An 11624-nucleotide genomic window follows, 5' to 3' on the forward strand; every position below is an offset into this window, starting at 1 on the left:
GCCCACTCCGGGCGTGGTCGGCACCGGCCGATCGATGCGGGCCCGGGATGTCTCCAGGCCGCGCACCCCTGATCGGCCGGCGCGCAAGCGGCAGGTGGAACAGGGACAGGACGAAGGTCAGGACGACGGCAGCGGCGGCAGCTCGCCGGTCTCCTCGTAGGACGACAGCATCTCGATCCGGCGGGTGTGCCGCTCCTCGCCGGAGTACGCGGTGGCCAGGAAGGTCTCCACGAACGCGGTCGCCTCGGCCTCGGTGTGCATCCGCGCGCCGACACTGACGACGTTCGCGTTGTTGTGCAGCCGGCCGAGCTCGGCGGTCTCGGTGCTCCAGGCCAGCGCGGCCCGGACCCCCTTCACCTTGTTCGCGGCGATCTGCTCGCCGTTGCCCGAACCGCCGATCACGATGCCGAGGCTGCCCTCGTCACCGACCACCCCCTCCGCCGCCCGCAGGCAGAACGGCGGGTAGTCGTCGACCGCGTCGAAGACGGCCGGGCCGTGGTCGACGACGTCGTGCCCGGCACCCTTGAGGTGCTGGACCAGGTGGTTCTTCAGGTCGAAGCCGGCATGGTCAGAGCCGATGTGCACTCGCATGACCAGAGTCTTACATAGCGGTCGGGGGTGGCGATCCTCCGAGTGATTGCGGTGTCCAGGTGCGTGCATCGCGGTGCTGGAGGAGCGTCCTCGATGCGGAGCATCGTGGATGCTTCGCCAGTGCCGCGAGGTGCGTGCCTGGGCGCCGCAAGCGCCGGAGGATCGCCACCCCCGACCGCTCACTTACGGACAGTCCGGGACTCCGGGGAGCTTTGCGCCGCTGGTGCCGACGTAGACATTCGTCACGTAGCCGTTGTACTTCGGCAGGTAGGCCCACCACTCGCTGCTGCGCGACGGGGTGCTGATCAGCTGCCCCTTCTTCTGACAGCCCACCAGTACGTCGACCCCTGCCGGCAACGTGCCGAGGATGCCGCCGGTGGTGTTCGGAGCAGTCCGCACCCGTACGCCGGACCCGCTGGTCGTCAGCCAGCTTCCTGGCGTCTTCGCCCCACCCGGCACGTTCAGCGTGCGGGTCAGCCGGGTCACGTCGGTGTAGGCCTTCCCGTACCCCGTGCCGTTCGGGTGCAGCGTGTAGACGGCGACGATCGTCCGGTCCCCCGACCCCACCGTCCCGGTGGTGTGCAGGGCCTCGCTGGTGAGGTCGACAGCGGCTTGCTTGGGCTTGCTCTTGTCCTGCCCGAAGCCGCTGGAGCTGGGGAAGCCCGACCAGCCCTGCTTGAGGGCGAATCCCGGATTGAAGACCGATGCGATGCCGAAGTACTGGTCGAAGCCGTCGGTGCCGAAGCGGGTGGACTGGTGCAGGTTGCCCATCACGAAGTCGCGCACTGGCGCCGGGGCCTGGTCGAGCAGGTAGCGGTAGATCCGGACGGTGTCGGCCGCGGTGAAGGCCGCATAGCCCCAGAAGCCCGGGTGGGTGGCCGGCGGCCCGGCCGTGTGGGTCAGGCCGAGCCGCGTCACCATCCGGTTGATGATCGCCGTACCGCCGAGGGAGTCCCAGTAGTAGCTCGCCGCGTCGTCGTCACTGCTGCGCAGCATCACCTCGAGCCGGGCCTTGTCGGCCGCCGGGATCGTGTACTCCGGGCCGCGGTTCCACAGGAAGTCGAGCACCAGCAGCAGCTTCACCACCGACGCCGACCGGAACTGCAGGTCCGGGTTGATCACGTCGGTGAACTGGCCGGTCTGCCGGTCGAAGACGGCGATCCCCGCTGTCACACCGGGTGGCACGACGACCGCCGCGGCCGTCGTGGCCGACGAGGTCGCCGCCCACGACGGGCTTACCGAGGCCGTCATACAGATCACACCCGATCCGGCCAGCATCAAGGACAGGCCACTGCGCAGAAGCTTCATAAGCAACCTACTCACCGTCGAACGGTCAACTTGGTGAGTAACCTTCGCGCGCGCCGGGCAAACCTTCAAGCCTTGTCAGTCAGCTCGAAAGCTTCAGTCGAAGATCGGCTCCCGGTCGCGGGTCCGCTTGAGCTCGAAGAACCCGTCGGTGGCCGCCACCAGCCGGACGCCGTCCCAGAGCTTGCCGGCCGCCTCACCCTTGGGCGCGGGGGTGACCACCGGGCCGAAGAAGGCGTTGCCCTCGACCGCGATCACCGGGGTGCCGACCTCCATCCCGACCTGGTCCATCCCCTCGTGGTGCGACTTGCGCAGCGCGTCGTCGTACTTGTCGGTGTCCCAGGCCTCGATCAGCGTGGCCGGCAGGCCGACCTCGGCCAGCGCCTCGGCGACCAGCTCCTTGCCACCCTCGCGGATGCCGCGGCCGTCGACATGGATTCGTTGTCCGAGTGCGGTGTACAGCGGCAGCAGCACCTCGTTGCCGTGCGCCTGCTCGGCCGCGATCAGGACCCGGACCGGGCCCCACGCGTGCACCAGGAAGCTCTTGTAGCCGTCGTCGAGCTCGTCGCGGCCGTCGTTCAGGACTGCCAGGCTCATCACGTGCCAGGCGGTCTTCACGTCCCGGACCTGCTCGACCTCGAGCATCCAGCGAGACGTCATCCAGGCCCACGGGCAGGCCGGGTCGAACCAGAAATCAGCGGTGGGGGTCATGATTCGATGGTACAAAATCGAACCAGTCACCCGTTGAAGTCGTCCCGTCACCCTCGGCCAGCGCCGGATCAAGCTCAGGCAACGCTTTCGCGGAGGTTGCGCAAGTCGGGGGGAAACCCTCGGTGTTCCCGGCATCCAGGTGCATAGGATGCCGACATGCCTGGAACCAACCTGACGCGCAACGAAGCGCGCACCCGCGCCGGCCTGGTCAGTGACGTGAGCTACGCGATCGAGCTCGACCTGACCACTGCCGCCGGCGGCGCCGCGACCTTCGCGTCGACCACCACTCTCAGCTTCACCGCCGAGCCGGGGGCGAGCACCTTCGCCGACCTGATCGCGGCGTCCGTGCGGGAAGTGACGCTGAACGGCCGCTCCCTCGACCCCGACAGCGTGTACGACGGCGCCCGGCTGCAGCTGGACGGCCTGGCCGAGCGCAACGAGCTGGTCGTGGTCGCGGACTGCATCTACTCGCGCACCGGCGAAGGGCTGCACCGGTCGGTCGACCCGGCCGACAAGGAGACCTACCTCTACACCCAGTTCGAGGTACCGGACGCCCGCCGGGTGTTCGCCACCTTCGAGCAGCCCGACCTGAAGGCGCCGTTCACCTTCACCGTCTCGGCGCCCGCGCGCTGGGTGGTCATCTCCAACGCGCCGACCCCCGAGCCGGCGCCGTACAAGGGCGAGAACGGCGAGGAGCTGGCGACCTGGAGCTTCGCGCCGACCGAGCCGATCTCCACCTACATCACCGCCGTCGTGGCGGGTCCGTACCACGTCGTCACCGACGAGTACGTCGGCCCGAACGGCACCTACCCGATGTCCCTGCTGTGCCGCCCGTCGCTGGCCGACGCCCTCGACGTCGACGACCTGTTCGAGGTCACCAAGCAGGGCTTCGAGCTGTTCGAGCGCGCCTTCGGTACGCCGTACCCGTTCCACAAGTACGACCAGGCCTTCGTGCCGGAGTACAACATGGGCGCGATGGAGAACGCGGGCTGCGTGACCATCCGCGACGAGTACATCTACCGCAGCCGGACCACCCACGCCGAGCTGGAGAGCCGCGCGAACACCGTGCTGCACGAGCTGGCGCACATGTGGTTCGGCGACCTAGTCACGATGACCTGGTGGGACGACCTGTGGCTGAACGAGTCGTTCGCCGAGTGGGCCAGCCACTGGGCCCAGGCGACCGCGACCACGAAGTACGCCGGCGCCTGGACCACCTTCTGCAACGCGCGGAAGAACTGGGCCTACCGGCAGGACCAGCTGCCCTCGACGCACCCGATCGCCGCGGACATGGTCGACTTCCACGCGGTCGAGGTGAACTTCGACGGCATCACCTACGCCAAGGGCGCCTCCACCCTGCGCCAGCTGGTCGCGTTCGTCGGTGAGGACACCTTCATCGCCGCGCTGAAGGAGTACTTCGCCGACCACGCGTTCGGCAACACCGAGCTGGCCGACCTGCTCAAGCCGCTGGAGAAGGCGTCCGGGCGCGACCTGGACGACTGGACCGAGCGCTGGCTGCGGACCGCCGGCGTGAACACACTGCGGGCCGACTTCACCGTCGACGCCGACGGCGCGTTCGAGAGCTTCGCGATCGAGCAGACCGCGGCCGCCGACCACCCCACGCTGCGGCCGCACCGGCTCGCGGTCGGCCTCTACCGGCTGACCGACGAGGGCCTGGTCCGGACCGAGCGGTTCGAGGTCGACATCGACGGCCCGCGGACCGAGCTGGCCGAACTGGTCGGCGCCGCGCAGCCCGATCTGGTGCTGCTCAACGACGACGACCTCACCTACGCCAAGATCCGGCTGGACGAGCGGTCCCGGCTGACGCTGGTCGAGTCGATCGACCAGCTGCAGGACTCACTGGCCCGCGCGCTGGCCTGGGGCGCGGCCTGGGACATGACCCGGGACGCCGAGATGCCGGCCAGCCAGTACGTCGGGATCGTGCTCAAGGGCATTCGCGCCGAGACGGACCTGACCGGCGTACGGTCGCTGCTCGGGCAGGCCTCGACGGTCATCAACAGCTACGTCGCACCGGAGAACCGTGATCAGCTGCGGGCGCAGTACGAGGTCGCGCTGGGTGAGCTGCTCGCCGACGCCGAGGCAGGCAGCGATCATCAGCTCGCGTTCGCCCGGGCCTACATCGGTGGCGTCTTCTCCGCCGACGGCGCCGAGCGACTGGCCCAGTGGCTGAACGGGTCCGAGCTGCCGGCCGGCCTGGTGGTCGACACCGACCTGCGCTGGACGCTGATCGTGGCGCTGGCCCGGCTCGGCAAGGTCGACGCCGACGCGATCGAGGACGAGCTGACCCGCGACACCACCATGACCGGTCAGGAGCGGGCCGCTCAGGCGCGCGCCGCCCGGCCGACCGCCGAGGCCAAGGCCAACGCGTGGCAGATCGCCGTCGAGGCCGGGGACACCCCGAACGAGACGCAGTTCCGGACCATCCTGGGCTTCCAGCAGCCGGGTCAGGAGGACCTGCTCCGGCCGTACGTCGGTAAGTACCTGACGGCCGCCAAGGACGTCTACACCCGGCTCGGCTCGTCGATGGGCGAGAACGTGCTCGTCTACCTGTCGCCGCGCGGCCTGCCGGAGGAATCCACGCTGGAGGCGCTCAGCGGCTGGCTGGACGCCGAGGCCGAGTCGGTCGACGCACCCACTCTGCGGTACGTCGGAGAAGCCCGTGCCGACCTAGTACGTGCGCTGGAGGCCCAGCGTCGCGACGCTGTCGGCTGATGGGTTCTGATCCCTCGTTAGCCGGCGCCTCGGCCGTGGCCCTCACAGGCCTGGCCGAGGCGTACCGGCCGCGCCCGGTCACGCCTCTGATGCCCTGGCGCTTCACCGGGCGCCTGGTGAAGCCGTACGTGATCACTGCCCGCGGCAGGTCCTGGGACGACCAGATGGTCGGTGCTGCCCGGACCGCCGCCGCCCGGCAGTTGGAGTTCGACGACGCGATGGGCGCCATCGGGCTCGGCGTGGTGATCCTGCACCTGGCCGACGACGCCATCTACCTGGTCGTGCAGAGCTGGGCGAAGGACTTCCAGTCCCGGCTGAGCATCTTCAGCGGGATCGAGGTCGACGACCTGCGCCCGGCGCCGACCGGCGTCGCGCCCTGCGTCTGGGAGCTGGAAGTGCTCAGCCACGAGCGGGCGTCGTACGTGAGCCACATCCTGAACGCCGACGTCGACGTCGAGACCTGGCTGGACGACTGCCTGGACACCCGGCCGGCGCCGAAGCCCGGCGGCATTCCGTCCGGGACCTGAAAAGCGCCTTCCGGGACCTGAAAAGCACATTTACCCCACTGTGATGGGTAAATCATTTCCATTCAGGCAATTCCCGGCGGCAATTGGCACCTTCCGACCTGCCTCCGCACCGTTCCGGTGTATGCGCGGGCGGTGACATTGAAACGACTGCTTGTCTCGGATCGCAGCGACCCGGTAGCGGTCCGCGATCGTCTTGTCCAGAAGGAGATTCTCATCATGTGAAGGGGGCTCACTTTTCTCTCCACCCGGATTAAGCTGACCGGGGAATAACCATTCAAAGGAACTGGGGAGGACCTTTGCCGTGACACACGTGGATGACCGGACTGGACCGACCCGGGCGAAGCGCTCGGCCGGCCGGTCGGCGACTCGTGCCAATGCGCGAGCGCTGAACCACGGCGGAGACAGCCGGGTGGCTGCCCGCACCGGACGCGCAGTACCGATGAAGGACCTCTCCGGGGCCCAGCTCGAGAGCGAGGCCGAGCGGGCCGAACGGCTGGCCGCCCAGCGCGCCGCGGCCCACAGCGGCCGCGCCCACCGCTCCGGCCACGCGGGCCGTTCCGGCCGGAAGAAAACCAAGAGGTCTCACGCCGCGGTCGGAGCCGCGATCGTCGCGGGCGCCGCGATGGTCGCGACTTTTGCTTTCATCCTCACGAACGGCAACTCCTCGGCGCCTCAGGGCAGCGGCAACTCGCCGCTCGCGCTGGCTCCGCAGAGTTCCGCCCCGCCCGCCGCGAAGAGCACCAAGGCGAACCCGGCCCCCGCGGCCGTCACCACGGGCAAGGGCGACCGCAAGCCGCCGGTGCCCGCCAAGACGAGCCAGCGAGCCGCGACGAGCAACCCCCCGACCAGCGCGGCCCCGAACACGGGCAAGGCCTCGCCGGTCTTCAAGCGTGGGCAGTGGATCGCCGTGATGGACCGGTACCCGACCGACAACGGGATGGACGCGGCTCCGCTCGCCAAGCAGCTCGCCGGCAAGATGATCGCCGCCGGCGTACCGGCCCGGGCGATGATGCTCAACGGGCAGTACACGGGTCTCGCGGACAGCTCCGGCAACCCTGAGTCCGACGCCTGGGTCGTGTACCTCGGCCCGTTCTCGTCCTCCGACGCCGCGCTGGAGAGCTGCCAGGCGCCGAAGACGCAGTCGGCCTACTCGAGCCCGGCCTGCCCGACGTACGAACCGGCCGCCAAGCCCGGCTGATCGATCAGCCGGGCCGGCTCCGGCCGGTCAGTGCTGTGCTTACTGCTTGTGCGGCTCGTTGGCGTGCAGCATCGGCGCCTGGTGCGCGTGGGTGCCGAGCTGCTGGACGCCGGTGACCAGACCGCCGGTCAGGTCACCGGTGGCGAACGACGTCTGCATGGTCAGCGCGGCCAGGCCGGCCGAGGTGTCCGTGAGCTGACGCCGGGCGTTCGAGCCCGAGACGATCTCCAGCCGGCGGCCGGCCGGGTCGACGTACACCAGGACGCTGTTGTCCGGGTCGTCGAGCTCGTTCAGCAGCTCCAGGGCGAACGGCCGGGTCTCGGAGTCGGCGCCGCCGACGTACACGGAGAAGTGCAGGCCCGACGCGCTCTCGGCGTGCCGGACGGCCCGCTCGATGTCGTAGAGCTGCTCCGGGGTGAATGCGTCACCAGCTGGCACTTGCGCCTCCGGTCGTACGGGCGACGCCGGTGCCGGCGGCCGCGGGAGTGGTGCCGGCTGGGAGCTGCGGCAGGCTGGCCGGGTCCGGCTTGGTCGCGCTCGGGCCGTTGATCCAGACCGGCGGAGCCCACCAGGACAGGCCCGGACGGTAGCGGGGACCCTGCGCGATCGAGGACGCGAAGACCAGCAGGGCCAGCACCGCCACGACCAGCGCCGGGATACCGACGAACACCAGCAAGGTGTGGCCGGAGAGCAGAGTGATCACGGCTCAAGACTAGTCCCACGAACGACCGCACCCGCCCCGGGGCCTCGACCGGGACGGGTGCGGACATTTCAGGTACTACGGGGCTCAGCAGCCGCCGCAGTTGTAGAACGTGATGTCCCAGTGGTTGCCCTCGTTGGCGTAGATGTTGCCCGCGCCCGACCGCCACTGCTGCGCGCCGTCACCACGGTCGGCGATCCGGGTGAAGGTGTTCCGCACGTAGTTGTTCACGCAGGTCGCCACCGCGACATCGAGCTTGTAGCCGTTGCGGTGGCTGTAGGTGCCGCCCGCGTGCCCGGTCTCGGTGCCGCCGGTGATCCGGATCGCGCAGCCGCTGGCCTGCTTCAGGGTGCGTACGCCGTACACGCTGCTGTCGTTGATGTTGGTGAACGAGGTGCAGGTGGAGTTGTTCCAGTCGGAGCAGTTGCCGCTGGACGACCAGGTGATGCCGGCGGCGCTGAAGATCGCGGTGGCCTGGGAGTGCGTCATCTTGGTGACGGCCGACGCCTGCTCGATCACCATCAGGCCGGGCAGGAAGCCGACCAGCAAGGCGATCAAGGGCACGGTCACGCGACGGGCGAAGGACTTCATGAGGGACTCTCCTTGAAACTCGGGGCGGAAGGTTTCAAGAAGGGCCATTCCCCGGAAACTTATTGACGAAACGTGAATACTGAACCACGCGACCCTGAACCAGCCGCGATTGCGAACCAGCGGCCCACGTGGAGCCGAACCGAGGGCAGTCGGCTCGGCTCCACGTCGGGGGGCGTCGGTCAGAAGTCGAAATCGGTCCCGGTCTTCGACAACGAGCTGCCGAAGTTGACGTCCGAGCACTGGTAGAACGCGTTCGCCGTGTCGGCGATCGTCCAGACGGCGAGGATCATGTGCCGCCCGGTCCGGTTCGGCAGCCGGCCGGCGTGGGAGACGTCGGCGGCGGGCCGCTGGCCGTTCATCGGGAAGGTCAGGAACGGGGTCAGGTCGAGCGCCGAACGGGTCAGCGGCGCGGTCTGGTTCCAGCCCTGCTTGGTGACGTAGTACTTGAAGTCCGTGGTGGCGTGCATCGCGGTCAGGTGCCACTTGAAGCTGAAGTTCGCGCCCGAGCTGACCTGGGTGGCCGGCCAGGCGCCACCGCGTTGGTCGTTCAGTTCGTTGAACTGCCCGAGCCCGGCCGAGCAGAGCTTTCCGTCGGCCGGTCCGGCACCGGGGAAGCCCTTCGGGCCCTCGGTGCTCTGCGGCTCCCATTGGATCTGACCGCAGTTGGAGACCGTCTTGTTGGCGCAGTGTTTCGCGCGGCTGATCGGTGCGGTGGTGTACCCGTGACCGTAGGCCAGCGGGATGGACGTGGCGGCCGTCAGCGCGAGCGCGCCGACGGCGACTCCGGCCAGGGTGAGTTTGCGTGTTCGCAGCATGCGGACACTCCTTCATGATTCCCGGTTGTGGGGGCGGTGGGGAATGAAGGAAGGCGCCTTCGTTGACAATAGATAACAACCGTTCAAATCTATTGTCAACGGCTCGTGAGTAGTTGTTTACTTTCCGCTAGTTTCCCGGCTGCCGCTAGCTGTGCAGGACGCCGATCAGGCGGCGCAGGCGCTGGTTGTTCGGCAGGTCCTCGATCAGCACCGGCACCCCGCCCGGGCCACCCAGCGGGATCCGCCAGTTCGGGTACTCGTCGGTGGTGCCCGGCTGGTTCTGGGTACGCCGTTCGCCGACCGCGTCGGTGAGGGCGACGCCGACCAGCTTGGCCGGCGTGTGCGCGACGTACCGGTGCAGTGCCTCGACGATGCGCTCGACATCGCCGTCGGCGTTGCCCAGCAGGTGCCGTTCGCGCAGCGCGTTGAGCCAGGCGTCCCGGTCCGCCTCGTCGATGGCGAGCTCCTCGGCGACCGGGCGGGTCAGCAGGCCGAGCCGGTCCCGCAGCTCGACGTGATCCCCGGCGAGATATCCGGCGGTCGGCGGCAGGTCGTGGGTGGTCACGGTGGCCAGGCAGAGCTCACGCCAGCGCTCGGGCGGCAGCGGGTTGCCCTTGGCGTCGCGCTCGAACCACAGCACCGACGTACCGAGGACTCCGCGTTCGGTGAGGTAGTCGCGGACCCACGGCTCGACGGTCCCGAGGTCCTCCCCCACCACGACGACGCCGGCTCGCGACGCCTCCAGCACGAGGATGCCGATCAGCGCCTCGTGGTCGTAGCGCACGTAGGTGCCTTCGGTCGGCCGCTCGGGTGAGGTGACCCACCAGAGGCGGAAGAGCCCGAGGATGTGGTCGATCCGCAGCCCGCCACCGTGCCGGATCACCGCGCGCACCAGGTCACGCCACGGCGCGTAGCCGCTGTCCGCCAGCGCGTCCGGTCGCCACGGCGGCTGCGACCAGTCCTGTCCCTGCTGGTTGAACGCGTCCGGCGGCGCACCCACGTGGATGCCGGCCGCGAGCACACGCTTGAGCGCCCAGGCGTCAGCGCCGTCCGGGTGTACGCCGACCGCCAGGTCGTGCAGGATGCCCAGCGACATACCGGCCGACTTGGCCCGCGCCTGGGTCCGGGCGAGCTGGTCGTCGAGCTGCCACTGCAGCCAGCAGTGGAACTCCACCGCGTCCGGATTCTCGTTGCGGAAGGCAACAACCTTGGGAGCGGCCGGGTCCTGCAGCTCCTCGGGCCACTTGCTCCACTCGGGACCGTGCACATCGGCGATCGCGGCCCAGGTGGCGAAGTCGATCAGGCCCTGACCCTCGCGGTCGCAGTACGCGCCGTACTCCGAGATCCGGCCGATCGAGGGCCGGACGCCGAACAGCAGTTGCAGGGCTTCACGCTTGGCGGCCCAGACGGTGTCCCGGTCCAGCGCGTCGGCGTCCTCGCTCAACGCTCGCGCCTGCAGCCCGAGGGTCCGCACCCGGTCGCGCTCGGCCGGCGCCAGGTCGCCGTACTCGTCGATGTCCTCGATCCGCAGGTAGAGCGGGTTCGCGAACCGCCGGGAGGCCGGCAGGTACGGCGAGGGCTCCATCCGGCCGGCGGTCTCGGCGGCGTGCAGCGGGTTGATCAGGACGAAGCCGGCGCCGAGGTCGGTCGCCGACCAGGCAGCCAGGTCGGCGAGATCGTGCAGGTCGCCGATCCCCCAGGACCGGCGCGAGCGGACGGAGTACAGCTGCAGGACCCAGCCCCAGGTGCGGTCCAGCTTCTGCGGCTGCAGGCTTTGCGGCGTGACGATCACCGAGCCGACCGAGATCTCCGGGTTGCTGCCGATCCGCGCGCAGAGCCGGTGGTAGCCGAGCGGCAGGTCGCCGGGCAGCTGGTACGTCGCCTCGCCGATCTGCACGCCGTCGATGAACTTGGGCTCGACCCAGTGCTCCTGCTGCGGGATGTCGCGGCGCTGCCCGCCGTCCTCCAGATCCACCCAGACCTCGGCGGTCGAGCCGTGCGGCAGGTGCACCGCGAACCACGGGGTCCAGCCCTCCCGCATCACCAACGTGGCGGGCAGAGTACGGCGCCAGCGAGCCAGCCGGTGCTCGGCCAGCGCATCAGCGGCGCGCTCCGGTGTGGACGCGTCGACACCGAGCGCGGCGAGCACGGCGGAGACGACCTCGGACGAGACCAGGACGTGTTCGCCCTGCCAGTTCCAGTACTCGGTCGCCACTCCGTGCGCGACGGCAAGCTCGACAAGGGCTGGAGTGGGAGCAGTCACGCGTGCGAGTCTGCCGTATGACCGGCCCTGGTACCGAACGCCGCGCGCCGGAGGCACCCTGAACGTCACCGCCCGCAGGCGATTCGGCACTGCCCGTTGGCGTTGCGTCACGACCGTGCATCGGGCACTGCCGCAGAACCCGGTGCTGCGCTTACTCTTCGAGGAGATACGGCGCAGGGGGGAACTTGCGCCC

Annotated in this window: 11 protein-coding genes; 3 read left to right on the top strand and 8 right to left on the bottom strand. The window is 69.4% G+C overall.

Annotated elements, in window-relative coordinates; genetic code table 11:
• Positions 1-117 precede the first annotated feature (117 nt).
• From AB0P21_RS09360 to AB0P21_RS09370, 3 genes are all read right to left on the bottom strand, one after another.
• Positions 118-591, bottom strand: coding sequence for a ribose-5-phosphate isomerase (locus tag AB0P21_RS09360; RefSeq protein ID WP_363695136.1), 474 nt, complete (start codon positions 589-591; stop codon positions 118-120).
• A gap of 183 nt (positions 592-774) precedes the next feature.
• The gene (locus tag AB0P21_RS09365) at positions 775-1899 is read right to left on the bottom strand and encodes a hypothetical protein (protein ID WP_363695138.1); all 1125 of its coding nucleotides are present in this window, start codon (positions 1897-1899) and stop codon (positions 775-777) included.
• Between the two features lie 93 nt (positions 1900-1992).
• Entirely contained in the window at positions 1993-2607 is a 615-nt protein-coding gene (locus AB0P21_RS09370) for a DsbA family protein (RefSeq protein WP_363695139.1), read from the bottom strand.
• Positions 2608-2763: 156 nt separating this feature from the next.
• Between AB0P21_RS09370 and pepN the strand changes: the two genes are divergently transcribed.
• The 3 genes from pepN (at position 2764) to AB0P21_RS09385 (ending at position 7062) form a co-directional block, all read left to right on the top strand.
• The gene (gene pepN / locus AB0P21_RS09375; protein ID WP_363695140.1) at positions 2764-5337 is read left to right on the top strand and encodes an aminopeptidase N; all 2574 of its coding nucleotides are present in this window, start codon (positions 2764-2766) and stop codon (positions 5335-5337) included.
• Positions 5337-5864 carry a hypothetical protein gene (locus tag AB0P21_RS09380; protein WP_363695142.1) on the top strand — a complete coding sequence of 176 codons (528 nt, stop codon included), beginning with the start codon at positions 5337-5339 and terminating at the stop codon, positions 5862-5864. Before pepN ends, AB0P21_RS09380 begins: the two co-directional genes overlap by 1 nt.
• 301 nt (positions 5865-6165) lie before the next feature.
• Positions 6166-7062 carry a hypothetical protein gene (locus AB0P21_RS09385; protein WP_363695144.1) on the top strand — a complete coding sequence of 299 codons (897 nt, stop codon included), beginning with the start codon at positions 6166-6168 and terminating at the stop codon, positions 7060-7062.
• Between the two features lie 39 nt (positions 7063-7101).
• Here AB0P21_RS09385 and AB0P21_RS09390 read toward each other — a convergent pair whose 3' ends face one another.
• From AB0P21_RS09390 to malQ, 5 genes are all read right to left on the bottom strand, one after another.
• Positions 7102-7500 carry a DUF5130 family protein gene (locus tag AB0P21_RS09390; protein WP_363695146.1) on the bottom strand — a complete coding sequence of 133 codons (399 nt, stop codon included), beginning with the start codon at positions 7498-7500 and terminating at the stop codon, positions 7102-7104.
• A complete protein-coding gene (locus tag AB0P21_RS09395; protein WP_363695148.1) occupies positions 7487-7765 on the bottom strand; it encodes a hypothetical protein in 279 nt (92 codons plus the stop codon). The genes AB0P21_RS09390 and AB0P21_RS09395 overlap by 14 nt, the downstream gene beginning before the upstream one ends.
• A gap of 84 nt (positions 7766-7849) precedes the next feature.
• Complete coding sequence (locus AB0P21_RS09400; protein WP_363695150.1) at positions 7850-8353, bottom strand: hypothetical protein; 504 nt, start codon at positions 8351-8353, stop codon at positions 7850-7852.
• A gap of 179 nt (positions 8354-8532) precedes the next feature.
• Positions 8533-9168, bottom strand: coding sequence for a lytic polysaccharide monooxygenase (locus AB0P21_RS09405; RefSeq protein ID WP_363695151.1), 636 nt, complete (start codon positions 9166-9168; stop codon positions 8533-8535).
• A 145-nt stretch (positions 9169-9313) separates the two neighbouring features.
• Positions 9314-11431: a 4-alpha-glucanotransferase gene (malQ, locus tag AB0P21_RS09410; protein WP_363695153.1), complete on the bottom strand. Its 2118-nt coding sequence runs from the start codon at positions 11429-11431 to the stop codon at positions 9314-9316.
• Between the last annotated feature and the right edge of the window lie 193 nt (positions 11432-11624).

This window comes from Kribbella sp. NPDC056861 (genome assembly GCF_040687575.1).
GTDB lineage: Bacteria > Actinomycetota > Actinomycetes > Propionibacteriales > Kribbellaceae > Kribbella.

Excerpts from the sequence above, each read along its gene's own strand:
- AB0P21_RS09360 (WP_363695136.1), bottom strand. The coding sequence starts at position 591 with ATGCGAGTGCACATCGGCTCTGACCATGCCGGCTTCGACCTGAAGAAC.
- AB0P21_RS09380 (WP_363695142.1), top strand. The coding sequence starts at position 5,337 with ATGGGTTCTGATCCCTCGTTAGCCGGCGCCTCGGCCGTGGCCCTCACA.
- AB0P21_RS09405 (WP_363695151.1), bottom strand. The coding sequence starts at position 9,168 with ATGCTGCGAACACGCAAACTCACCCTGGCCGGAGTCGCCGTCGGCGCG.
- AB0P21_RS09370 (WP_363695139.1), bottom strand. The coding sequence starts at position 2,607 with ATGACCCCCACCGCTGATTTCTGGTTCGACCCGGCCTGCCCGTGGGCC.
- AB0P21_RS09365 (WP_363695138.1), bottom strand. The coding sequence starts at position 1,899 with ATGAAGCTTCTGCGCAGTGGCCTGTCCTTGATGCTGGCCGGATCGGGT.
- AB0P21_RS09400 (WP_363695150.1), bottom strand. The coding sequence starts at position 8,353 with ATGAAGTCCTTCGCCCGTCGCGTGACCGTGCCCTTGATCGCCTTGCTG.
- pepN (WP_363695140.1), top strand. The coding sequence starts at position 2,764 with ATGCCTGGAACCAACCTGACGCGCAACGAAGCGCGCACCCGCGCCGGC.